Raw genomic sequence first — 26,976 nt, 5'->3', positions numbered from 1 at the left:
ATTAACACATTATTGGCATTGTATATTTGCGGCGATCTATTTTTATTGAATCTAAATAAATACCATGAAATATAATTTACTATTTGCATTAGGATTATTGAGTTTTGCCTCTTATGCGCAAGACTATTCAAGCACCGAATCTACTTCTTCAGTTAACGATACAGTTAAGAACAAAAAAGGTGAAATTTTAAATGAAGTAGTTGTTACTAAAACTAAAGAACCAAAACCAGTAACAGCAGTTCGCTCTGGATTAAAATCAATGGACAATCCTCAAAGTATACAAGTTATTGGTTCTGAAATTATAGAGCAACAACAAGCTATAAGATTAAGCGAGGTTCTTAAAAATGCTAATGGTGTTTATGTTGGTTCTGCTCGTGGTGGTGCTCAGGAATCTTTCTTTTCTAGAGGTTACGACATGTCTGCAAATAATATGTTTAAAAACGGATTCCGTTACAATTCAGGTTCTATTCCAGATGTTTCTGGTCTAGATAAGGTAGAGTTTTTAAAAGGTAGTGCTGCTTTATTATTTGGAAATGTAGCCCCAGGTGGAATTCTAAACTTAGTAACTAAAACGCCTCAATTTAAAAGCGGAGGAGAAATCTCTATGCAGTTTGGAAGTTATGCTTATTACAAACCAGCATTTGATTTCTATGGAGGTCTTAATAAATCAATCGCATTTAGAATTAACGGTTCTTACGAGAACTCTGAAAGCTTTAGAGATGTTGTAAAAAACGAACGCTTATACATTAATCCGTCTTTGCTTTTCATTGTTAATCCAAAAACTCAAATTACAGTACAAGGAGATTATTTAAGTGCAGACTGGACACCAGATTTTGGAACTGGGATTATTGGAAAAGAAATTCTAGACTTGCCACGTAATGCTTTCTACGGATCGCTTTGGTCAAATGGTACAACGAAATCTTCTAGTGCTTCTGTATTGCTAAATCATGATTTCAACAAAAACTGGAAATTAAACTTCAATTCTTCTTTCCAAAATTTTAATAGAGGAAGCTACTCTACTGCTCAATTATCAGGCTTAGACACTTACCCAAATCCTGGAGATTGGAATAGAGGTTTAACAAAGAATAAAAACTTAGAGCAAATTTTTGGTGACCAATTAAGTTTACAAGGAACTTTCAATACAGGATCTGTAAAACATCAAATCTATACTGGTGTTGATTGGGAAAACTCATTTGCAACAGCTTATACTTTTACATTTGATGAAAAATATGTAATTACAGGAATGAAAGACGGCAAACCGGTATATGGTCCAACTCTTTATGATACTATAAACTTATTCACATTTGACCCTGCAGATCAGAGAATGGATATTCCGACAACTGATAGAGCAACTCAAATCACAAAAACAGACACAAATCGTTTTGGTGTATACTTCCAAGATTTCATTTCGATTACGGATAAATTTAAAGTATTGGCAGGTATAAGATGGTCTTGGCAAGAGGCTGAAGTTAGCACATACAAAGAAACTAAAACTGGCGCTGGAAATCCTCAAGATGCAGTTCCAACCATTACTCCAAAACGTTTAGATAATGCATTTTCTCCTAAAGCTGGATTAGTGTATCAGCCAACAAAAGATGTTTCAATATTTGGAAGCTACTCTACTTCTTTTACGCCAAACACAGGAACAACTGTTGATTTACAGCCTATTGAAGCTTCTATTATTGATCAATATGAAGTTGGTGCAAAAACAGATTTCTTTAAAGGTTTATTAAGTACAAATGTTACTGTTTACCAAATCACAAATAGCAATTTGGCACAGATGGCACCAACAAAAGCTGATGGAAGCGACAATTTTGATGCAAACATTAAAATGTTAAGCGGGGAAACGAAAAGTAAAGGTGTTGAAGTTGATGTTACAGCAAGACCTGTAGATGGTTTAAATATTATTGCAGGATACAGCTACAATGATATGCGTTATACTAAAACTTCAGGATTAAACGGAAGTTTTGTTGAAGGTGACCGTGTCGCAAGAACTCCATTAAACACAGCTAACTTAAGTTTCTTCTATACTTTACAGTCTGGATTCTTTAAAAATGTTTCTTTTGGAGCAATCGGAAATTACGTTGGAGACCGTTTAGGTGGATGGAATGATGATTATGTTTGGACAGAAAACAAACCTTCAACTAATCCGAAAACATACACGGTAACAATTAGAGATCGTGATATTCCGTTAGAAGGTTATGTTACAGTTGATGCATCTGTTGGATATACTTGGAAAAAATTCTCGATTCTTTGCAAATTATCAAACATTACAAATACATTAAATTATACAGTTCATGAGAACTACAGTGTGAACCCAATCGCTCCTCGTCAAGTTATGACAAGCTTGCGATACAAGTTCTAAAATATTGAATTAGAGTTTTGATTTTATCCCAAGATTTTCAGTTTAATTTGAAAATCTTGGGATTTTTGTTTTAAACAAAAAAAGTAATACAAAACCTACTTTTGTTTTGTTTTTTGATAAAATGCACTATTTTTGCATTTAACAATATGAAACATGAATTACAACTTATCATTTCAGGAAAGAGCAAAGTTAAGCATGGAACAATTATCCAAGCAGCAGCCAGTTACCTTAGAAGAAGCCAAAGCTCAAGTACAATGGCTAAAGAAATCAAGCATTTCAAAAAACAAGAAAAAGAGACCTTAGAAAAGTTTATAGAATTAAATAGTCTTTGGATTTTAGATATCAATCTTGATAATTATGTTTCTGAAGGAGCCGAACAAAAAGTCTATTTAAAAGACGGAAAGCATGTAATCAAACTTAATGATTCTATTTATTATAACTCTTGGATAGATTATTTCAATAATCTATTATTAAACAACTTCTTTTTTCCAGATACAGCATACAATTTATTAGGCTTCTTTAAAAACGAAGATATTGTATATGCAGTTGTTGAACAGCCTTTTGTGAAAGCAACTGAACCAACTGACTTAGAAGTTGTAAAGAAGTTTATGCTTGCAAACGGTTTTCTAAATACCAAAAACAACGATTATTATAATCCTGAATTAGGAATTATTCTTGAAGATCTTCATGACGAAAATGTATTAACAGAAAATGGCATACTTCATTTTATAGACACCGTTTTCTATATTAAAGATAATTTTTACGAAAATTAACAAACTAATTTCGTAAAAACATAATTTCTCCTGACATACCATTGTCACTTTCTGTTATTTAATTTGCATTATAAAACCTAAAAAAGATGAGCAAATTAGATTTAACCAAAACAGATAAAACGTATTATAATGCCAAAACTACTCCCGAAATTGTTCATATAGAAAAAGCAAATTATATATCGATTACAAGTCAAGGAGATCCTTCGGGAAAAGATTTTTCAGAAAAAATTCAAGCATTATACACCACTGCTTATGCCATTAAATTTATGTATAAAGCATTGGACAATGATTTTATTGTTCCAAAACTAGAAGCCTTGTGGAGTTTTGATAATGAAAAATATGCATCAGTTTCAATGGATGAAGCTCCGCTGAAAATTCCTCGTTCTGAATGGAATTATAAAATCATGATTAGAATGCCTGATTTTGTATCGAAAGAACAAACCGAAGAGGCCATTGCTATTGCAATCAATAAAAAACAAAATGCATTGGCCAAAACAATCGATTTCTTTGAAATGGAAGAAGGTAAAGTCATTCAAATTCTTCATATTGGCCCTTTTGATACTGAACCTCAAACTCTGAAAAAAATTCAAGCTTTTAGTGCCGAAAACAATCTGCATCAAAATGGACTTCATCATGAAATTTATCTCTCAGATTTCCGCAAAACAGCTCCTGAAAAACTAAAAACAATACTTAGAGAGCCTGTAAAATAAAAAACCCGACAGATTTCTAAATCTGTCGGGTTTAATTTTATAAACTAATTTTATTTCTTATTTCAAACCAGCTAAGCTCTGCTCGATTGTAGCAATTTTTGCTAGAGCATCGGCTTGTTTTTGTTTTTCTAAATTAAGAACTTTCTCTGGAGCTCCGTTTACGAACTTCTCGTTTGAAAGTTTTGCTTCTACAGATTTTAAGAACCCTTTTGTATAATTTAATTCTTCTGTAAGTTTTGCAATTTCAGCTTCAACATCGATGTTTCCAGTAATCGGAATGAAATATTCATTTGATTTTACACGGAAAGACAATGCGCCATCAACTTTTTCAGAAACATATTCAAAAGCCGAAACATTTCCTAATTTAGTGATGATTGAATCAAAGTAAGTTGAAACATTTTCGCTGTTGATTCCTTTTAATTCAATTGCATCTTTAAACGGAATATTTTTATCTTTTCTGATGGTTCTAATTCCAGAAATTACTTCAATTGAGTTTTCAAAATCAGCAATTAATTTTGCGTCAAACGGTTTTACTTCTGGCCAAGTCGAAACAATTAAAGCTTCTTCAGGAGTTCTTTCAGCGATTAATTGCCAAATTTCCTCTGTCAAGAAAGGCATAAACGGATGCAATAACTTCAAATTGTTTTCTAACATTTCGATCGCTTTCGCGAAAGTTACACTGTCAATTGGCTGTTGGTATGCAGGTTTAATCATTTCTAAGAACCAAGAGCAGAAATCATCCCAAACCAATTTGTAAATTGCCATAAGAGAATCTGAAATTCTGTATTTCTCGAAATTATCTTCAATATCAACTAAAGTCTGCTGTAATTTCGCTTCATACCATTCAATAGCCACTTTTGATGATTCTGGCTGTACGATAGTTTCTGAAACTTCCCATCCTTTAATCAATTTAAAAGCATTCCAGATTTTGTTTGAAAACGCTTTTCCTTGACTGCACAATTCCTCATCAAACATAATATCGTTTCCTGCAGAAGCACTTAAAAGCAATCCTACACGAACTCCGTCTGCACTAAATTTATCGATCAAGTCTAAAGGATCAGGAGAATTCCCTAATGATTTAGACATTTTACGACGTTGTTTATCACGAACTAGACCTGTTAAATATACATTTGTGAATGGTTTTTCTCCCGCATATTCATAACCTGCAATAATCATTCTCGCAACCCAGAAAAATAAAATATCTGGACCAGTTACCAAGTCGTTTGTTGGATAGTAGTATTTAAAATCTGGACTTTCTGGATCCATAATTCCTCCAAAAACAGACATTGGCCATAACCAAGATGAGAACCATGTATCTAACGCGTCAACATCTTGTTTTAAATCAGATGCTGTAAGTGAACTGTTAGAAGTTTTTTCTTGAGCTAATTTTACTGCATCTCCAATGTTTTCAGCAACTACGAAATCTTCTTTTCCGTCTCCATAATAATAAGCCGGAATTTGTTGTCCCCACCATAATTGACGAGAAATATTCCAATCGCGAATATTATTTAACCAATGCGCATAAGTGTTTTCGAAACGTTTCGGGTGTAATTTAATATCTCCTGTTTCTAAAACCGACTTAATTGCAGGTTTTACTAATTCTTCCATTTTCAAGAACCATTGGTCAGATAATCTTGGTTCGATTACCGCTTTTGTTCTTTCAGAAGTTCCTACTTTATTCAAGTGTGTTTCTGTTTTTGCTAAAGCACCAATTTCTTGAAGTTCTTTTTCAATTTCTTTACGAACCACAAAACGGTCTTTTCCTTGATAGTGTAATCCGAAGCTGTTTAAAGTTGCATCTTCATTAAAAATATCAACGATCTCAAGATTGTGTTTTTCACCCAACGTTTTATCGTTCATGTCGTGCGCAGGGGTTACTTTCAAACATCCTGTTCCGAATTCAACATCAACATATTCGTCTTCGATAATTGGAATTACTCTTCCGCAAATTGGAACAATCGCTTTTTTACCTTTTAAATGTGTAAAACGCTCATCGTTTGGATTGATACAGATGGCAGTATCTCCAAAAATAGTTTCTGGACGTGTCGTAGCAATGGTTAAGAAATCTTCTGAACCTTCGATTTTATACTTTAAGAAAAATAATTTCCCTTGTTGTTCTTCATAAATTACCTCTTCATCAGAAAGAGTAGTTTTTGCTTCTGGATCCCAGTTTACCATTCGGTATCCTCTGTAAATTAATCCTTTGTTGTATAAATCAACAAACGATTTGATTACAGAAGCAGACATATCTGGATCCATAGTAAATTTGGTACGTTCCCAATCGCAAGAAGCACCTAATTTCTTAAGTTGTTCCAAGATTGTTCCGCCATATTTATCTGTCCATTCCCAAGCGTGTTTTAGGAATTCTTCACGAGTTAAATCATTTTTGTTGATTCCTTCTGCTTTTAATTTTGCCACAACTTTTGCTTCAGTAGCAATCGATGCGTGATCCGTTCCTGGAACCCAACAAGCGTTGAAACCTTTAAGACGTGCTCTACGAATTAAAACATCCTGAATCGTATTATTCAACATATGTCCCATATGAAGGACTCCAGTGACGTTTGGCGGTGGGATTACAATGGTGTACGGTGTTCTATGATCTGGTTCTGAATGAAAATAATTGTTTTTCATCCAGTAATCATACCATTTACTCTCAATCGTCTTAGCGTCAAATTGTGCTGGAATTGTCATTTACTAGGGTTGTTTAATCGTTAATTTGTTTAACCGTTTAATCGGTTTTGATCATCGAATTTCAAATTGATTCACTTTCTTGTTTTCTGTTAAAAAAAATCATTTATAAATCAATCTCAGCGATTAAGCAAATAAACGATTAAACAGTTAAACAAAAAAATGGTTCAGTTTTTGTATTTATAACTGACAGCAAAAGTAAATAATTAAGTAGACTATAAAAAGAGAAATAATAATTTGTGTGTTAATTAAAAGAATGTATATTTACTTACAATTAAAAAAAGATTTCATATGAAAAATGCAGCCTCTTTTATTGCAGTCTTATTGTTTAGCGCAGTAAGTTATGCACAAAACGGCCCAAAAATTGAATTTGCAGCCCCAGACAATACAATTGATTATGGAAAGATTTCTAAAGGTGACAATGGACTTCGTTCCTTTGAATTTACAAACACCGGAGATGCTCCTTTATTGATTACTGGTGCAGAATCTACAGTAAGTTCTATCGTTGTAACTAAACCTGCGGCAGCAATTTTGCCGGGCAAAAAAGGAAAAATCGATGTAAAATATAATATGGTCGCAGGACCTATTCGTAAAACAATTACTGTTGAAACTAACGCAGTAAATTACCCTGACGGAAGAGTAGCTCTTAAAATTAAGGGTGAAGTTCAATAAGAATTTAAAATCTCAAAATAACAAAAGCCGTTTCTAAATCTAGAAACGGCTTTTTATTTTTACAGAGAAACATCTTGCTTCTCAAATCTTTCTTCTTTTATTTTTTCTCAGCACATTCAGCACTATCAAATTTATACTTTACGCTTTCAAAATCAATTGGTTTGTCTTTTACTAGATAAGTAACTCCCATTGTTGTCTGCATAGTTCCGTTTCCTAAAATAAGCTGGTTGTTACGTTTTAAAAGTGCCATCGGATTTTTGAATGTTTTGTCTCCGTTTACATTGTCTTTAAAAGTATAATCTACAAACAGCGTATCACCATGAAATTCACCTGCAACTTCTCCTGTTCTAACAGTTGAAGGTGCAACTCTCATAATCATGTCTCCAGACAATTTTCCGTTTTTTAAAGTATTCAGTTTTAAATCTATTGTATCCTTTTCATAAATTGCTTTGTAGCATGCAGTACTTACTACCGTTTCACCTTCAGCTTTTATAGCTTCAACAGCTTTTTGTTTTTCTTCATTTTTACAGCTTTGTAATCCGACGAAGGATAAAAGCAAACAAGATAAGGTTAGATTTCTCATAATATTTTTCATTTTGTTGATATCACCATAAAATTAAAGAAAAAAGATTTTCTTCTTACCATAATTTTATAAATTTTTAATTACAAATTCAGATCTTCTGTTCAATTCGTGATCTTCTTCAGAACAAGATTCATCAGTTTTACATTTTATAATTGGCACATATTCTCCGTAACCTTTTGCCGTAACTCTATTAGCACCAATACCAGATTGAATAATGAATTCTCTCGTTGAATTGGCTCTTTTTTGAGATAAATCTTCATTAAATTTATCGTTACCTCTAGAATCGGTATGCGATCCTATTTCGATTTTCATATCTGGATATTTCTTCATCAGTTCGACAACTCTTCCTAGAACAACTTTAGATTCTTTTCGAATGTACCACATATTATAATCAAAGTAAATCGGATCTGTTTTAATGATCAAGCGGTCTTTGTCTTTTACGACATCTTTTTCTTTCGCTAAAATCTCTTTAACTTTTTCCTGCTTTTTAACTTCAGCTGCAACAATTGCGGCTTCTTTGGCTTTTTTCTCTTTTTCTTTTAACTCAAGTGCAACCAAAGCTTCTTTTTTCTTGTTTTCTTCTTCGATAATAATTTCCTGCTTTCTCTTATTTTCTGCAATCTGTTTTTCTTCTTGTTTGATGACTTCCAATGATTTTAAAGCTAAAGAAGCATCATTAACTTTATCTCTAGTTTTGTCTAAAATAAGCGTTTTAGAAGCATTGGTATAATTTTCTTTAGAAGCAGAAACTCTATACGAAGTCTCACACGCAACCGTAAAACTGAATTTCCCATCAGCCGAAGTTGTAATGGTATTTAAAGTCTTATTTTCTGAGTCCTGCAATAATACTGTTGCATTTTCTAAAGCCAATTGCGTGTCTATATCTGTAACGATTCCAGCAATAAATTGCTTGCAATCTTCAACAATCAAATCTTTTATTTCTTTGAATTGATAAATATCGTCGCTTCCCTTCCCTCCTTCTCTATTAGATGCAAAAAAACCTTCTTTGGTATTAGAATCAATATTAAAGGCAAAATCGTCTAGATTAGAATTCAACGGAAGTCCGACATTTACAGGTTTTGAATAGTCATTTCCATTAATTTCAGAAACAAAAACGTCTAAAGATCCATAGCCCAAATGTCCGTCTGATGAAAAATAAAGTTTATTATCTGCAGAAGCAAAAGGAAACTGTTCTCTCTTGTCAGTATTGATTTCTGAACCTAAATTCTTTGGCGTATCAAATGCACCTTTGTTTATGTTTACAGAATAAATATCAAACGAGCCTAAAGATCCTGGCATATCCGAAGCAAAATACAAGATTTTTTCATCGGCACTCAAAGCTGGATGTTCTACAGAATAATTTGGACTGTTGAATGGAAGCGATGTAACGTTTGTCCATTTTCCTTCTACCCATTCTGCTTTAAAAATCTGAAGGTTTGAGATTTTCTTCTCGTCTTTTTTCTTCTTTCCGTTTTTAGAATTGTTTCTCGTAAAATACATCGTTTTGCCATCTTTTGTAAAAATCGCATTCGATTCGTGCATTCCGGTTTTTAACTCTTTAGCAAAATAATGAACAATAGAATCTGCCGAATTGATGTTTTTTAACGGAATTGAAACCAAATTCAAATAGGTTTCATTATCCCATTTAAACTTTTTATCGAACAAACCTGGCTTTAGTTTCACTCCTGCAAAAACTAGATTTTCTTTGTATTTAACCGCTCCAAATTCAGAATTTGGTGTATTTATAGGAAGGTTTTTAATTTCAAAACGTTTGCCGATCGCAGTGACATTTTCTAAAGTTTTAAGTTCTTTTTCAAAATTGACAGGATCTTCAGAATTAGATGATTTTGCATAATACTCTTTTAAATTGGCATTTGCATCTTCTTCTCTGTTTGTCGCTTTTAAAGTCTGCGCGTATCTAAAATAATATTCCCGGTCTAAATTATTGCTGTAATTTGAAACCAACAGACGATAATAACGCTGTGCTTTGACTAAATCATTGGTATAAAAATAAGAATCAGCTAGATTTTTTATCACTTCTTGCGAAGGTCTTTCGTCAGCTAATTTTTGGTACAAAATGATAGCTTCGCTGTAATACGTTTTATCAAAAAAACGTTTTGCTCTGATCAATTCCTGATCCTGTGCATTTATAAACTGTATTGAAAATACGAATATAATAACGAGTAATTTTTTCATATTTTTCATCTTAGAAGAATCTTGGTGATTTATCGAATCCTTTTCCTAACAAGTCGAGATCAAACAAGAGCATGATTTCGTGTGTTCCAGAATTAAACTGGCCGAAGTTTGTAAGCGTATAATCGTAAGCATAACCGACTCTTAGTGTCGGCGTAACATTGATATTGAATAAAGCACTTACTGAATCGTCAATTCTGTATGCGGCCCCAAATTCAAATTTTTCATTATACAAAACATTAGCGGTAACGTCTAAAGTTATGGGCGCGCCTTTTACAAATTTTGACATAAATGCTGGTTTCAACTTCACCTTATCGCTAACCTGAAAAACATAACCAGCAGTTAAAAAAGTATGTATTTCTTCAGAACCAAAGGCATTCATTCCAGATTTTTCTTCAATATATTTTGATTTTAGCAAATTTGGCACAGACAGTCCAACATACAGATTATCCCTAAAATAGTAAGCTCCTACTCCAATATTGGGTTTTGTTGCATTTATGTTTTCTGCAAAAGCCAAATCTGTTTGAGGATCGGTAAAACGAAAACCGTTAAAATTGGTCTGCATGGATGAAAAACCTGCTTTTAAACCCAATGATAATTTATTTTTTCCTTTAAGTCTTAAAACATAGGCAAAATCTGCGTAAACATTATTTTCTTTTTTGGCTCCATCTCCAATATCATCTGAAATAAAAGAGATTCCAGCTTCTATTTTGTCATTGATCGCCGTATGTCCAAAAAACGTAAATGTTTTTGGAGCACCATAAGCTCCAACCCATTGCGTTCTGTATAATCCACCAAAATTCATCATAGCAGGAACTCCCGTCGCATAAGCAGGATTAACAACGCTCATATTATACATATAATGTGTATACTCAGGATCTTGCTGGGCAGAAATGGATAAATAGAAAAGGAAATTTATAAGGAGTATTATTTTTTTCATTTGAAAATTATATTAAAATGTAAAAGAGATTTATCGATTTAAATAAAGACGGCCTTGTTTTGGCGGTTTGTTGTCTTTATTAAAATGCAGCACATAAAAATAAACTCCGTTGGGCGCAATACCTCCAGCAATACCACTCTTCTCGTAATTTTTGCCATCCCAAGCTGGTTTACTATTATCTCCTTTATACATTCCGTTTCCATACCTATTATAAATTTCAAGAGTATAATTTGGATATAAAAATTCAATATCTTTTATCACAAACGAATCGTTTACACCGTCTCCGTTTGGCGAAAATCCGTCTGGAATAAAAAACTCGTACTGAGCAACCTCGCAGCCTTGAAGCGAAACCTTTACTTCTCTATAACTTTCAGACAAACATCTTGTTACTTCATTTAAATCATATCCATAATAAGTCGCATTATGAACTAATAATGTGGTTGAAGGCAATAAATTTCCATCTATAGCATCATACCAGGCAACCGTTGATGAAACATTTGTTTTATTAGAAAGGTCACTTATTTTCGGATTTGCCAATCCGCAAAAATCTGGTGTTTCTGTCATTTCTGGAGCTGGCGTATCGTATATGATTACCGAAATTTTAGCTGGTTCTGAATTACAGCCCGCTGCTGAAGTTTCTCTAACGAAATAATCTTCTGTTTTTAAAACATAATCGGCTGCAAGTGGTGTTGTTCCGGTTGCAGAATTATACCATTTATATTGAGTTCCCTTTGGTTCCAAATTAGCAATTACCGCTTCATCAACTTTACAAAACTGCTGATCTGCAACAGTTGGTGCTGGGGGAATAGGATTTATTACAAACTCATCTTTTACATTGATTAAATTTACATTGCAGTTTGTAACAGTGTTAGTTAAATTTAGCAATGTAATTTTTGTTGAACCAGTATTTAAAAGCAGTTCAGCAGGAATAACAAAATCTAATTTACCATTAGCAACTGCTTTTGTGATAGTTTGCACGGATGAAGTATTACTTTCGGAAAGCACATAAGAAATACTAGCATTGGTTAAATTTCCTAACCCCGAAACGGCTACAGTAACTGGTGCATTTAAACAAAAATCGCTAACTGCTGTAGTTAAGGTTAAAGCATTTGGCAACGGATTTATATGTAAATTCCCTGCCACATTAGCTGAATTGGCACATTGAGGCGAAGGATTTGTAATATTCGTTATGCTATAAATTGTAACTACTGATAATCCGCTTCTTATATTTAGATTTCCTGGAATTGTAAAAGACGCTTTTCCACCGACAGCCTGCATTACAGCCGTTTCTCCCAAAGCAAGATTCTCTCCATTTATGTTATACGAAATGCGGTACGTTCCATCAAGTAATTGAGGTGTTGTAAGCTGAATCAACGCAACCTCATTTTGACAAATTGGTAGAGAAGTCAATGTAGCATTAGTCAAACGTGGTAACGGATAAATCGTTAAAATAGTTGAAAAAGGACTAAAAATATTGACACATTTTCCTTTACTCGATGTCGACACTATCCTTGTAATAGTTATGGTATATTGACCGACTTGTTTAAAGTAAGAAGATCGTATTGGAAAATTAAAAACTCCATTCACAAAATTTGCTCTTACATTTTCAGAGCCAGATACTCCAGGTCCAACCACACTAAAATTAACATCATATTCACCATTCGGAATATTATCCGGTCCTTGTGTAATTTTTGCTAAATAAGTTGCTGTCGCAATTTCCGATTCGCAGATATCTTTATTAACTGTTATTTTAGCCCCTGTAAAATCAAGTCTTTTTTCAAGAGTTATTTTCACCGTAGCCTCGTCATTCTCACATATATAACTATTAGGTACTGCTAAAACGGTATATGTATAAGTGTATTCTCCAGGTCCATTCGCATCGAATAATTCTTGGAGATTAATATGGTGATCTGTTGCAGAAGCTATCCCAATACCTGTCCAAATACCATCGGGATCCTCATCATCAAGCTGATCATTTAAATCTAAATTGGTATATCCTGCCAAATCAGTTGTACCGCATAATTCTAAATTTTCTGGATCTCCTGCTTCTGGGGCTATTAAAATAGTAACTTGTACATTAGTTGACTTTTCGTCAGGAGAGCATGCAAGCACTGCAGGCACAGTGTAGATAAAGTGAAGTGTCGTTTTGGTTTCATACTTATCTATCGTTATTACAGGGTCTACAGGTGCTCCTTTATCGGTGGTAAATCTCCCGTTTACATGTGGTCCCATTACTTTACTATCAAAAGCCGTAAAAAGATTAAAAGTTCTATCTTTATTGCATACTGTTGCTTCCGATCCTACTCCTACATATGCACCTATCGTAATTGTAACTACAGCCTTGTTATCTGTACATCCTGAGATTGCTGGAGCTGTGTAAGTATAACGGTAAGTTCCTCCTCCGCGAATAAGTTGGGCATTCAATATACCCATCGAAGCATTTAAACCTTCCTGATTACTTCCTGTCCATGTTCCACCAGGAACTGGAGAACCTCCCAATAAAGAAAATAAATTTACAGATTGATAGATTGGATTAGAAACGTCACAAATTAATTCATTTGTATTATCATTACCGGCACATTGGGCAGTAAGATTTGAAGAAATTAGAGTAAAAAAAATAAAAAACAATACAAAATGGTGGTAGCTAATGTAGTTTTTTGCCATAGATTAAATTTTTGCTAAACATAAGAAAATATTTAACAAAAAAACTAATTTTTAGTAAACTTATTTTCACAAAAAGAAGACATTCCTGCAATACAACATTATAGAATGCAGTTTTACAGTAAACTAAAACAAGCTATAATTCATTTTTTTATAATTCATCTTCTAACTTAAATCTAAATTTAAGCACCAAGCTATTTCGTTCGACTTCTAAATCGACCCATACATCATCTTCTGATTTTAAAAGATTATTTATCTGCTGAAGACTATATTTATACGGTTGGGTCCTATTAATACTAACAATAATATCTCCTTTACGCAATCCGCTTTTTTCGGCAGCAGAATTTTTACGCACATTCACTATTTCGTAAACAGGCTTAAGAGCAAATTTATATCTAAAATTATTGTCATTTTTATCCTTTTCCTGCAACTCATCCATTGAAGAAGCAACTCGTACCGTTTCTAAATGTACCGTTTCCTGTACCCACTGAAGTCCGTTGTGCTGAACCGTAATTCCGCTCTTATTATAAGTAAACGGCTCTCCAAATTTACTGTTCTTTTTTAAGTACAGTTTTTTTTCTCCATAATCTAAAACAAGGGTAAATCTTTTCAAAACTTCGCCTCCAACAGACCCAATACGTCCTGGAACCATCTTAACGTTACGAATCGAAATAGAATCTGGAAAAGAGACTATTGGTTTTCTAAAATCAAATTCATCAATAGAAAATTTATCTATTTTTGCGCGATGCCCTTCAATGTCACCACTAAATCCTTTACCTAAAAAATCTGGAAAATTTTTATTTGGGAGTTTTATTTTATCATTTTCAAAAACCCAGAAAGCATCACTATTACCAATGTCAATTAAAAGCTTTGCCGGAATTTCTTCATCATTAACTGTCGCTTTTGCCATTATATAAGGTTTTGCTCTTTCTATAGTTATTGGGACTACCTTAAATTGCTTATCTAATTTTTCCTGATACTTGGCACTTTTAGAATGAACTATTAATCTTTTTTTCTGATAATTAACTTCAACAAGATTATTTCGAAAGAATTTGTGGCCGATAATTCCATTAACTGGAATCCCGATATGAGAAGACAAATTAAAGCTTTGATCAAGGATAATAAAAACCATATGGTCATTTGATTTCAGACCATGAGTTTCTAGAATATTTTTTGTCGATTTCAATCCCTCTATTTCTTCCTCACTGCCCAAACCGCGAAGTTTGATTTTTACAACATTGTTAAAACTAACTTCCTGCTTTTCATCCATGCTAAACAGAATCGTTTCTTCGACACCAGAATCCAACAGAAAATTTAATTCTACTCCATTTACTTTTATAGGAATAAAAATAAGGTTATTAATCAGTTTGAAAGGGATTGTAGCCTTTGTTGCATTGTTTTCCAATAAAAAATCGCCTTGTCCAAAAAGCAAAAAAGGTAAGAATAACCCAAAAAACAATACTATATATTTTTTCATTGACAATATTTTATTATAAAATTAGTAAATATATTTATTATTGTTACATTTTTAGAAGTACCCTTATTATTTACGTTAAATACGAAAAAAATATGCAAATTTGCACTTCAATAATTTATACTCATGCCGACAATTTCACTCAAGGGAAAAAACATGCCCGAATCTCCGATACGCAAGCTGGCTCCTTTTGCTGATTTAGCAAAGAAAAAAGGACACAAGGTGTATCACTTAAACATTGGTCAACCGGATATCAAGACACCGGAAGTGGCCATCGAGGCGGTAAAAAATATTGATTTGAGTATTATAGAATACAGTCCGTCTGCCGGATATGAAAGCTATAGAAAAAAATTAGCTCATTTTTACCAGCGCCAAAATGTAAACGTTAACACAGAAGACATCATTGTTACAACTGGTGGTTCTGAAGCCTTACTTTTTGCACTGGCCACAATTACAGATCCTGGAGATGAAATTATTATCCCAGAACCTTTTTATGCTAATTATCATGCGTTTGCTTCTTCTACAAGTGCAACTGTAGTTCCATTAGTTTCTACTATCGAAACTGGGTTTGCTTTGCCAAGTATTGACGAAGTTGAAAAACTAATAACACCAAGAACAAAAGCCATTCTGATTTGCAACCCTGGAAATCCGACTGGATATTTATATTCTGAAGCTGAAATTAAACAGCTTGCCAGCCTAATTAAAAAACATGATTTATACTTAATCGCTGATGAAGTGTATCGAGAGTTTTTATATGATGGTGATGATGTCCATTTTTCTGTAATGAATTTAGAAGATGTACAGCAAAACGTAATCATGGTCGATTCTGTTTCTAAACGTTACAGTATGTGTGGAGCAAGAATTGGATGTTTAGTGACTAAAAACAAAGATGTTTTGGCAACCGTAATGAAGTTTGCTCAAGCACGTTTAAGTCCACCAACTATTGAGCAGATTGCTTGCGAAGCTGCAATAGACACTCCACAAAGTTATTTTGACGAAGTTATTGGTGAGTATAAAGAACGCCGTAATACCTTAATTGCCGAATTAAACAAAATTGAAGGCGTTGTGGTAACAAAACCAAAAGGCGCTTTTTATTGTATTGCCGAACTTCCTATAGAAGATTCAGACGATTTTGCACAGTGGCTTCTTGAAAGCTATGATTTAAATGGCGAAACGGTAATGATTGCTCCTGCCAAAGGTTTCTACTCAACACCTGGAATGGGATTAAATCAGGTTCGTATTGCTTATGTTCTAAACAAAAAAGATTTGATTACAGCCGTAAACATTTTAAAGGAAGCACTTTTAGTATATAATAAGAAATAATCCAAAAATATATTTTCAATTCCTTAGCCGGGAAATTGCTTATTACCTTAAGGTAATAAGCAATTTCCCGGCTGATATTTTTATCCAAATTTTGATTCACAATCGTTATACAAGTTTGTGCAGGTTTAGATTTTAACTATGTACAACAATATCATTTTCAGTCTTTAAATGATATAATAAAACCCTTTTGGGGAGAACAACATGTAAGCATATTTATAGATTTACACGATTTTTTAATCTTGAATTATAATAAATACATTTACAATTGTGAAAAAAAAACTACCCTTTTTTCTTATTTTTATATGTCTTACTTGCAGCTATATAAGCGCGCAGCAAAAAACACAACTTCCTATTAAAAGCACTTATAATGATGTTGCGATCACTACAACATCAAATGCTGTAAACTACACCAGTACGGGCTTATACTTAGAAGGCGGAACCACCGCCGCTCCTACAGAATCATACATCCGTTTTCAGGAAATTTCCTTACCTGCTGATGCTGTCATAAAGAATGCCAATATCCTATTTTACGGAAGAACAGCCAGTACATTAGGTACAACTGTTAGGATATTTGGCGAAATAGGCAATTCAGATGCATATCCTGCCTCTACCGCCATAACTACTGCAACTTCAATAAGGGCACGCCAATATACAACTGATTCTGTAACATGGGATACTCCTGCTTGCGTAGCCAGTAAAGAATACACAACTCCAGATGTAACAAACTTGTTAAAGACTATGTTTCCTGTTGGTGTAGGAAACGCCAGTATATCTTTTAAACTGACCGGAAACCAAAAAGGTTCCTTTATTATGTGGTCATATGACGGAAACGCAGCTATGGCACCTAAATTACAAATAACTTTTACATCGGCTTATGGCACTTTTACAACCACCGTTCTGGCTAATACTGATGATGGTCGTGAAAATACCAACGGAGCAATGTACCTTACAGATGGTTATATTAATTTAGGCGGAAGATCTGATTCAGGCAATAGTGCCGTAAGATTTCCTGCTGTAGAAATACCGGAAAAAGCAGAAATATCAGAGGCTTACATAGAATTCTATTCTTACGGAACCAGCCCTGCAAGCAGCATTAATATTTACTCTGAGCTAGCTAATGCTGCTACATACACAACGACTGCAAGTAATATTACCAAAAGAAACTATTCGGCAAACGGAGTCAATTGGCCTACCGAATCCTGGGTGGTTAATACTAAATTATATGCAACACCTAATCTTAAAAACATTATCGACGCAACCCGTCTTTCGGGTTGGAAATCAGGTGAAGCAATCGCGTTTAAATTTGTTGGGACTTTGCTTAACAATGGAGCTACTGCATGTACCAACGAAATGGGCAATCAATACAAACCACGTCTTGTTATCAAATATAAAACCGAAGGAAACGGACCTAGTATTGAAGAAGTTCCATTAAATGGAATTTCGGCAAGTGTTATATCTACCGGAAACGACGACGCAAGAGAATATACCAATGGTAATATGGCTTTGGGTGACGGTGCTATGTTTTTGAGCGGACGCACTGATGGAAGCGACAGCGGTTTTATTTTTCGTAATATTCAAGTTCCGGCAAATGCACAAATCAAAGACGCTTATATCGAATTTTATGCTTACGCCACAAGCCCTGCTACATCCGTAAATATATATGCCGAGATGAATCAAAAACCATATACAAATGATTCTAAAAGTATTACGTCCCGACAATATACCAATAACAATATTCACTGGGCAACTGAAGCCTGGACGAAAGACCTTGAAAAAAACCGAACTCCTAATTTGAGAAATATTATCGACGAAATTCGTTTAAACGGATGGAAATCGGGCGAAAATATCGCATTCAAATTTAATGGGTTAGGCTTAAATGATGGAGCAAGAGCTTACGCATACGAAGGATCTGCACTTTACAGACCTCGTTTAGTGATAGAATATGTGAACAATAATGAAGGACCAAGTATAGTAGTTGACCCTAACGAAGTACAAACTTTTGTATCACTGATCAACACCGGAAATGATGACGGTAGAGAATATACAAACGGTAATATGGCTTTGGGTGATGGTGCTATGTTTTTGAGCGGACGTACTGACGGAAGTTATACAGGATTTATTTTTCATAATACCCAAATTCCTGCAAATGCTGAAATTAAAGACGCTTATATTGAATTTTTCGCTTACGCCACAAGTCCTGCGACAGCGATGAATATATATGCCGAAAAAAATCAAAAATTGCCTTACACTTATAATCCTAAAAGCATTACAGCTCGTGAATACACGAATAACAAAGTTCATTGGGCAACAGAAACCTGGGCTAAAGATCTTGAAAAAAACCGAACTCCAAATTTGAGAAATATTATTGACGAAATTCGTTTAAACGGATGGAAATCGGGAGACAATATCGCATTCAAATTTAATGGACTGGGATTAAATGACGGAGCAAGAGCTTACGCATACGAAGCATCTAATGTTTACAGACCGCGTTTGGTTGTAAAATATGTTGTTAACGGTGCAGGACCAAGTATAGTGGTTGATCCAACCGAAGTACAAACCAATGTTTCTATCATAAATACCGGAAATGACGACGGAAGAGAATACACAAACGGTAATATGGCTTCGGGAGACGGTGCTATGTTTTTAAGCGGACGTACTGATGGAAGTGACACCGGATTTATTTTTCATAATACCGAAATTCCGGCAAATGCAGAAATCCAAGATGCTTATGTTGAATTTAGCGCTTATGCCACAAGTCCTGCTACAACTATAGATATTTACGCTGAGAAAAATCAAAAATTACCTTATACTTATAATCCTAAAAGTATTACGGCTCGTGAATACTCTACTAATAAAATTCACTGGGTAACCGAAAACTGGACTAAAGACCTTGAAAAAAACCGAACTCCGAATTTGAGAAATATTATCGATGAAATTCGTTTAAACGGATGGAAATCGGGTGATAATATTGCGCTTAAATTTAACGGAATAGGTTTAAACGATGGCGCAAGAGCTTATGCATACGAAGGATCTAACCTTTACAGACCACGTTTGGTTGTAAAATATATTGTAAACGGTGCAGGACCAAGTATAGTGGTTGACCCGAACGAAATACAAACTGAAGCCTCTATTATATCTACCGGAAATGATGATGGAAGAGAATTTACAAACGGCAATATGGCTTTGGGTGACGGCGCTATGTTTTTGAGCGGACGTACTGATGGAAGTGACACCGGATTTATTTTCCGCAATACTCAAATTCCGGCAACTTCAGAAATCAAAGATGCTTACATCGAGTTTTATGCTTACGCTACAAGTCCTGCAACAACTGCAGATATTTATGCCGAGGTGAACCAAAAATCACTTTATACATATGACCCTAAAAGCATAACATTACGCCAATATACTAACAATAAAATAAATTGGGCAACGGATGCCTGGACTAAAGATCTTGCAAAAAACCGAACTCCTAACTTGAAAAATATTATTGATGAAATTCGTTTAAACGGATGGAAATCAGGTGAAAATATTGCATTCAAATTCAATGGGTTAGGATTAAACGATGGAGCAAGAGCTTATGCATATGAGGCATCTGCACTTTACAGACCACGTCTGGTTATAAAATATGCTAATAATGGTGCCGGGCCAAGCATAACAACAGATTCCAACGAAACACAAACTTACACTAACATTGTAACTACCAGATACGATGACGGACGCGAAAATACGGATGGTAACATGTATTTGGGTGATGCTTATTTATCATTGGCAGGACAACCAGATTCTTATAAAACCGGAATTCGTTTCCAAACCGTAGATTTCCCGATTAACGCTGAAATAACAGAAGCTTATATCGAATTTTATGCTTACGGTTCAAGTAATGCAACCACTGTATCTATAAAATCAGAAATAGGTGATGCACAAACTTATTCACCAATAAAAAATAATATGTCAAGCCGTACTTATTCCCAAAATAGTGAATTATGGAATACAGATACGCGTAACGATTATGCGCAAAACCGTACAGTAGATATTAAAAAACTAATAGACGAAAACCGTCTAAGAGGTTGGGAACCGGGACAAAGCTTAGCTTTCTTATTCGAAGGAAAAGGCGTATCGTCTAACTTTGCACGTGTACGCTCTTACGAAGCAAGCAATTTGTACAGACCTCGTTTAGTAATTAAATACAAAGACAATCAAAAAGGACCAAATGCAGCATCAGTAATTAGTACGCTAAACAATGTAGTAACCGATGCTTCTTTAATGAACGGACTTGTTATTAATGAAATATCTGCACAAGGTTCTGTTGCTCAAAAAGAAGACTGGATAGAAATATACAACAATCTCGACAAAACAGTTTTTATTAACAGCAATGCTTCTATATCAAATAAAGACACCAAAAAGGATCTTAATGTATTAAAAAACATCCTTATTCCCGCTAAAGGATTTGCTGTATTAATAGCAGATAAAAAACCTGAAAAAGGGAATTTCCACCTTAATTTTGATTTGAAAAACACAGGAGGTGTCGTTTATTTATCGACTGTAACAGGCAAAAAAACAGCTGCTTTAGATGAAATGACATACATCGAAACGCCATACAATACAAGTTACGGACGAAGCAATGATGCAGCAGCAACTTTAGCACCTTTTATCAATCCTACTTATAATTTACCTAATAATACAGGACAACAAAAAGTAGCTTTGGCATTCAGTAAAGAAAGAGGTATCTACCCAACAGGATTTGATTTAACAATTACAGCTCCGGCTGGAACTACTGTTAATTATACATTAGATGGAAAATTCCCTTCTAAAACAGTTGGAACAAAATACACCGCTCCTATTGCTATAAAGCAATCATGTGTGCTTAAAGTATATGCTTATGATGCAACAGGTAATTCTGGTGCAATATCACATACTTATGTATTACAAGACAATTACAAGAATGAATTACCGAGCAACGATTGGCAATGGTACAACAAGACTTATATATTGACAGCTGACGAATATTCAAAAGCAATAGCCGAACTGCCAATTATTTCTATATCGACAGATGCGGAGTTAAGTCCTCTTTGGGTACAAGGTTCGTTTGAGTATTTAGATAAACATATTTATAGCGATCATACCAACTTCTTCTCGAATTCTACTACAAAGAAATTTGGACAGGCAAGTCTTACGCAATTTAATGGTGGAGTTAAATTTAAATTCGGGAAAGATGCTCAGGTAAAAAAGGCAAATTATCCTTTCTTTGATGTATATCCGGGTGAAGTTTATCCTACCACAAATAAAATACAAGTTATCTCATTGAAAGAAGGCCAAGATGGTCCTCAGAATAATGTTTACAATACCGGTTATTTGCGTTTTGATGAGAAAATGACAATGAACCTTTGCAAAGAAATAGGCAAATATGCTCTGGACACCCGTTATATCAATTTCTTTGTAAACGGAAAATACAGAGGAGTTAAAACTGTAAGAAACGATTTTAGCTCTAATAACTTAGAAGAAGTATTTGGAGATGATGCCGATAATTACACCACTATAAACTTACAAGATGGTAATTTCCCTGTAGGAGTTATAGAAGAAGGAGATGGTAGTACTGCAATTTGGCAAAACATAAAAAAGCTTGCAGCTGCGAAAGATTTCCAAGGTTTTAAAAATTGGGTCGATATCGAGGACTTAATCAAATTCCAGATTATGTTTATGTTTACTGATACCGAAAACGAAGCAATTGCCATAGTACACAACTATGCACCGACTTTTATGAAGGTAAAAATGAATATTAACGATACCGACGGTGCATTTTTTGGAGGATTCACAGCCCCTACTTCATCAATTACAATGCCTGCCATAGGTTTTGCCGGCGGTGGAGGTAATTACAAACAAAAATGGCTATTAAATGATTCAAGATTAGGACCAGGAGGCTTATTCGGTAATTTTATGGGGTCAAATGTAAATCAAACTACAGGAAACCTGGAATTTAAAACACTTGTAAAAGATTATGTGCAGGCTGCTTTTGGTGATCCAAAAAGCACCGTTGCAGCTCCGCTTTCTGTAAGCAATGTACAGACTAAGATTAAAAGTACAGTGGCCGAACTAAACGATGTCTACAAACTAGATGCTGCTTATATGTCTTTTGACAGAGAAGTATACAATTACTGGAAAAATATAGACGCACCTAGAGTAATAGCACAAGTACCTGAAAGAGTTTCTTATTCATTGCAAAAATGGCAAGAATATAATATGGTTCATACTTTATTGGCAGCACCATTTGATACAACTGTTGCGGGTCATATTACAATAAACAATCCTAATGCAGGAACACAAGTTTATTATACGATCGAAGGTTCAGACCCTATGGGTAAAGACGGTATTGTATCACCATCAGCACGTCAGTACAATGCAAGCGAAGGTATCGTACTTTCATCAGGAACTTACTCTTTAGTTTCAAGAGCTTTTACAACAAACAATTGGGGACCTTTGTCTAAAGCAGACATAAAAGGCAACATAATGACTAAACGTTCAGCAGCAAATATCTCAGAAGAATTATTGAATGCTGAAGCTAAAAATGTGATCATTTATCCTAACCCCGCTTATAGCGAAATCAATATCAGCTTAGAGAATAATGATTCTGTAAATTCGAGTATGAATATTTATTCAATTGATGGTAAACTAGTTCAGAACAATATATTAACCAGTCAATCTAATACGGTAAATATTTCAAATCTAAATCCTGGATTTTATATTATTAAAATTTTAAATAGCAAGGGTACAGTAAGTACTCATAAATTAATTAAAAAATAAGAAAGTATACCACTATACGATAAATATTTAAACAAAAAAGCTCCCAGATAAAATTCTGGGAGCTTTTTTTATAGATACGTTTGGACAGTTACTTTAGCTAAATAATTTAATTATATCCAAAAAGAAGCAATTAAATAGTAAAAACCATAGAAAATGTTTCCTATTTATTAATTATCTTTACCGCCTTAAATGAGGAATACACATACTAATAGTAGTTTTTAATGATAAACAACGAAGAATTTTTAGACGAAATAGGAGATAATCATTTCAGCAGTAATGCAAAAAACCCTCTAAGAGCGGATGCTTTTGACATCACTGATGAAGAAAAAATAGAAAAAATTAAAAAAGATGTTGAAAACATCCTGCAAACATTAGGAATGGATTTGACAGATGACAGCATTAAAGGAACTCCAAACCGAGTTGCAAAAATGTTTGTAAAAGAAATTTTTGGTGGTCTTAACCCAGCAAAACAGCCAAAAGCTTCTACTTTTGACAATAATTACAAATATGGAGAAATGCTTGTAGAAAAAAACATCACAGTTTATTCTACTTGCGAACACCATTTACTGCCAATTATCGGGCGTGCTCACGTTGCTTATATCTCAAGCGGACGCGTTATCGGTTTGTCAAAAATGAACCGTATCGTAGAATATTATGCAAAAAGACCTCAAGTTCAAGAGCGTTTAACTATGCAGATTGTTCAAGAACTTCAAAAAGCTTTAGGAACAGAAGATGTAGCCTGCGTTATCGATGCAAAACACCTTTGCGTAAACTCACGCGGAATTAAAGATATCGAAAGCAGTACAGTAACTTCTGAGTTCGGAGGAAAATTTAAAGACGCTCAAACGAAGAGAGAATTCCTTGACTACATCAAATTAGATACTCAATTTTAATATTTTGGTTAATCATTAATAGATTAATGTTTTTTTAAATCAAAAGTTAAACAAATTACAACAAGTAAACTATGCCTTTATATACAAGTCAGCCTTTAAAAATATACAATTCGCTTTCGGGCGAAAAAGAAGATTTCAAACCAATCCATGAAGGAAACGTTGGAATGTATGTTTGTGGACCTACCGTATATAGTAATGTTCACTTAGGAAACGTGAGAACTTTTATGTCTTTTGACGTAATCTTCAGGTATTTTCTGCATTTAGATTATAAAGTTCGTTATGTTCGAAATATTACCGATGTTGGACATATCGTAGATGATGTGGATGAAGGTGAAGATAAAATTGCCAAAAAAGCACGTTTGGAGCAGTTGGAACCAATGGAAGTAGTACAGCGTTATACTGTAGATTTCCACAATATTCTAAAAGCTTTCAACTTTTTGCCTCCAAGCATCGAACCTACAGCAACAGGACATATTATTGAGCAAATCGAAATTATTAAAAAAATCATTGATAAAGGCATTGCTTATGTTGCTAACGGATCGGTATATTTTGATGTTGTAAAATATAACGAAACCAATAATTATGGCATCTTAAGCGGTAGAAATATCGACGATATGCTTGCAAACACTCGTGATCTTGACGGGCAATCAGACAAGAGAAATCCACAAGATTTTGCGCTTTGGAAAAAAGCTGAGCCAGAACATATCATGAGATGGCCTTCACCTTGGAGCGATGGTTTCCCTGGATGGCATCTTGAATGTACTGCAATGAGTACCAAATATCTTGGAAATCATTTTGACATTCACGGAGGTGGAATGGACTTAAAATTCCCTCACCACGAATGCGAAATTGCTCAAAACGAAGCTTGCACAGGTCAGGCGCCGGTAAATTACTGGATGCATGCTAACATGCTTACTCTGAATGGAAAGAAAATGGCAAAATCGACTGGAAATAATATTCTTCCAGGCGAAATTCTTAGCGGAGACAACAACATTTTAAGCAAACCATTTTCTGCTTCAGTAACTCGTTTTTTCATGCTTCAGGCACATTACAGAAGTATCTTAGATTTTTCTGACGATGCTATTGTTGCTGCGGAAAAAGGATACAAAAGATTAATGGAAGCACTTGATGCTTTGCCAAATATTACAGCAAGAAATTCTAGCTCTATAGATTTCGCTGCATGGAAACAGCTTTGCTACGATGCAATGAACGATGATTTCAACACACCAATTTTAATTGCGCAACTGTTTGAAGCTGTTCGTTATATCAACTTATTAAAAGATGGTAAAGAAACTATTTCTACTGATGACTTAGCCGATTTCAAAACAGCTGTAAATGCTTTCGTATATGACGTTTTAGGACTTAATGACGATAAAGCTGCTGATGGCGATAGCGATAAATTAGAAGGCGTAGTAAACATGCTTATCGGAATGAGAAATCAAGCCAGAGCAGATAAAAACTTTGCACTTTCTGACCAAATTCGTGATCAATTAATCGCTTTAGGAATTCAGCTTAAAGACGGAAAAGAAGGAACTACTTTTAGCATTCAATAAAAAAGTGATCAATTTTCAGTTTTTAGTGTTCAGATTCAAACTTTGAATTAACCAAACACTAAAAACTGATCACTGAACACTAAACTAACCAATACAAAAAATATGTTTTCAAAAATTCTGATATATCCATTTGTATTGTTAGTCCGTTTTTATCAAGCTGCCATTTCTCCGTTTACTCCTGCAGCCTGCAGATTCGAGCCGACTTGTTCTACTTACATGATTCAGGCATTGCAAATTCACGGATTGTTTTATGGCGGATTTTTAGGAATTAAACGTATCTTAAGTTGTCATCCTTGGGGAAGAAGCGGTTACGATCCTGTGCCCGAAAAGAAATGCAATCACAAACATTAACCTTTTAGAAAGCGGCACTTTACATTAAATATTTATTTTTACAGCATATAAAAACATTTATACATGACACACGCCTTAAATTTAGTTTGGAATCCTTCTGAAGGAATCAACTTAGGATTTTTTATGATTCGCTATTACAGCTTAATGTTTGTAATTGCTTTTGGTTTAGGATGGTTCTTAATGAAAAAGATTTTCGAAAGAGAAAACGAGTCAATTGAAAAACTGGATTCTTTATTTGTTTGGACAGTTCTTGCAACTTTAATAGGCGCGCGATTAGGTCATGTCTTCTTTTACGATTGGGAATATTTTAGAAATCATTTACTTGAAATTTTCCTTCCATTTAAATTTGAACCTGAATTTCAATTTACAGGTTTCCAAGGTTTAGCAAGTCACGGAGCAGCTATCGCAATTATTGTTGCAATGTATTACTACAGTAAAAAAATATTAAAACGCTCTTTACTATGGATTTTAGACCGTGTTGTAATTCCAGTTGCAAGTGGCGCAATTTTCGTTCGTCTTGGAAATTTCTTCAATTCTGAAATCATTGGTCATGAAACTTCTTCTGCTTTCGGAATTCGTTTTCTTCATGACACATTCAGCAAAGCCGACGCAGTACAAAAAACAGGAATTGCAGATCCAAAAGAAGCTTATAATGCAATAGCAACAGATCCAAAATTTGCAACATTATTAGCAGAAGTTCCTTCTAGACATCCTACGCAATTGTACGAAGCATTCTGCTATGTATTTGTATTCGCTATTTTGTTCTTTTTATACTGGAAAACAAATGCAAGACTTAAATCTGGTCTATTATTCGGGTTATTTTTAGTGCTTTTATTTGTTGTTCGTTTTGTTGTAGAATTTGTAAAAGAAAGTCAAGGTGGTTTTGAGAGTGAATTAGGCTTGTTTTCAACAGGACAATGGTTAAGTATACCATTTATCATTATTGGACTTTTCTTTATCATAAGAGCTCAAAGAAATCCTTTAGCAGAATCATAAAAT

16 protein-coding genes are annotated in these 26,976 nt (G+C 34.3%); 10 read left to right on the top strand and 6 right to left on the bottom strand.

Annotated elements, in window-relative coordinates:
• Window positions 1-64: 64 nt before the first annotated feature.
• The 3 genes from JI750_RS08690 to JI750_RS08680 all read left to right on the top strand — a co-directional run bounded on the left by JI750_RS08690 (window position 65) and on the right by JI750_RS08680 (window position 3,848).
• Entirely contained in the window at window positions 65-2,365 is a 2,301-nt protein-coding gene (locus tag JI750_RS08690) for a TonB-dependent siderophore receptor (RefSeq protein WP_202000405.1), read from the top strand.
• A gap of 146 nt (window positions 2,366-2,511) precedes the next feature.
• The gene (locus JI750_RS08685; RefSeq protein WP_202000403.1) at window positions 2,512-3,138 is read left to right on the top strand and encodes a putative polyvalent protein kinase domain-containing protein; all 627 of its coding nucleotides are present in this window, start codon (window positions 2,512-2,514) and stop codon (window positions 3,136-3,138) included.
• Between the two features lie 86 nt (window positions 3,139-3,224).
• A complete protein-coding gene (locus JI750_RS08680) occupies window positions 3,225-3,848 on the top strand; it encodes a GyrI-like domain-containing protein (protein ID WP_202000402.1) in 624 nt (207 codons plus the stop codon).
• Window positions 3,849-3,905: 57 nt separating this feature from the next.
• Here the strand turns inward: JI750_RS08680 and JI750_RS08675 are convergent, their stop codons facing one another.
• Entirely contained in the window at window positions 3,906-6,539 is a 2,634-nt protein-coding gene (locus JI750_RS08675) for a valine--tRNA ligase (RefSeq protein ID WP_202000400.1), read from the bottom strand.
• A 288-nt stretch (window positions 6,540-6,827) separates the two neighbouring features.
• Between JI750_RS08675 and JI750_RS08670 the strand changes: the two genes are divergently transcribed.
• On the top strand, window positions 6,828-7,208 hold the full coding sequence (locus JI750_RS08670) for a DUF1573 domain-containing protein (RefSeq protein ID WP_202000391.1): 381 nt from the start codon (window positions 6,828-6,830) through the stop codon (window positions 7,206-7,208).
• A 97-nt stretch (window positions 7,209-7,305) separates the two neighbouring features.
• On the opposite strand, the gene JI750_RS08665 is transcribed toward JI750_RS08670, so the two are convergent.
• The 5 genes from JI750_RS08665 to JI750_RS08645 all read right to left on the bottom strand — a co-directional run bounded on the left by JI750_RS08665 (window position 7,306) and on the right by JI750_RS08645 (window position 15,062).
• Window positions 7,306-7,791 (bottom strand): hypothetical protein, encoded by a 486-nt coding sequence (locus JI750_RS08665; RefSeq protein ID WP_202000388.1) that lies wholly within the window; start codon window positions 7,789-7,791, stop codon window positions 7,306-7,308.
• A 66-nt stretch (window positions 7,792-7,857) separates the two neighbouring features.
• Window positions 7,858-9,987: an OmpA family protein gene (locus JI750_RS08660; RefSeq protein WP_202000385.1), complete on the bottom strand. Its 2,130-nt coding sequence runs from the start codon at window positions 9,985-9,987 to the stop codon at window positions 7,858-7,860.
• Between the two features lie 10 nt (window positions 9,988-9,997).
• Entirely contained in the window at window positions 9,998-10,924 is a 927-nt protein-coding gene (locus tag JI750_RS08655) for a PorP/SprF family type IX secretion system membrane protein (protein ID WP_202000382.1), read from the bottom strand.
• A gap of 30 nt (window positions 10,925-10,954) precedes the next feature.
• Entirely contained in the window at window positions 10,955-13,588 is a 2,634-nt protein-coding gene (locus JI750_RS08650; RefSeq protein WP_202000379.1) for a T9SS type B sorting domain-containing protein, read from the bottom strand.
• A gap of 148 nt (window positions 13,589-13,736) precedes the next feature.
• Entirely contained in the window at window positions 13,737-15,062 is a 1,326-nt protein-coding gene (locus tag JI750_RS08645) for a PDZ domain-containing protein (protein ID WP_202000376.1), read from the bottom strand.
• A 123-nt stretch (window positions 15,063-15,185) separates the two neighbouring features.
• Here JI750_RS08645 and JI750_RS08640 point away from each other — a divergent pair, with 123 nt between their 5' ends.
• From JI750_RS08640 to lgt, 6 genes are all read left to right on the top strand, one after another.
• The gene (locus tag JI750_RS08640) at window positions 15,186-16,382 is read left to right on the top strand and encodes a pyridoxal phosphate-dependent aminotransferase (RefSeq protein WP_202000373.1); all 1,197 of its coding nucleotides are present in this window, start codon (window positions 15,186-15,188) and stop codon (window positions 16,380-16,382) included.
• Between the two features lie 267 nt (window positions 16,383-16,649).
• Window positions 16,650-23,180: a T9SS type A sorting domain-containing protein gene (locus JI750_RS22185; RefSeq protein WP_202000370.1), complete on the top strand. Its 6,531-nt coding sequence runs from the start codon at window positions 16,650-16,652 to the stop codon at window positions 23,178-23,180.
• 221 nt (window positions 23,181-23,401) lie between these two features.
• A complete protein-coding gene (gene folE, locus JI750_RS08630) occupies window positions 23,402-24,073 on the top strand; it encodes a GTP cyclohydrolase I FolE (RefSeq protein WP_111377955.1) in 672 nt (223 codons plus the stop codon).
• Between the two features lie 71 nt (window positions 24,074-24,144).
• Entirely contained in the window at window positions 24,145-25,626 is a 1,482-nt protein-coding gene (gene cysS, locus JI750_RS08625; protein WP_202000367.1) for a cysteine--tRNA ligase, read from the top strand.
• 102 nt (window positions 25,627-25,728) lie between these two features.
• Entirely contained in the window at window positions 25,729-25,977 is a 249-nt protein-coding gene (gene yidD, locus JI750_RS08620) for a membrane protein insertion efficiency factor YidD (protein WP_202000364.1), read from the top strand.
• 63 nt (window positions 25,978-26,040) lie between these two features.
• Window positions 26,041-26,973, top strand: a complete 933-nt coding sequence (lgt, locus tag JI750_RS08615; RefSeq protein ID WP_202000361.1) for a prolipoprotein diacylglyceryl transferase — start codon at window positions 26,041-26,043, stop codon at window positions 26,971-26,973.
• Window positions 26,974-26,976: the final 3 nt, after the last annotated feature.

The sequence above is a fragment of the Flavobacterium tagetis genome (assembly GCF_016735615.1).
In the GTDB taxonomy this organism is placed as follows: Bacteria; Bacteroidota; Bacteroidia; order Flavobacteriales; family Flavobacteriaceae; genus Flavobacterium; species Flavobacterium tagetis.
The sequence above is the reverse complement of the archived record's forward strand: the minus strand, read 5'-3'. Positions and strand labels throughout refer to the sequence as shown.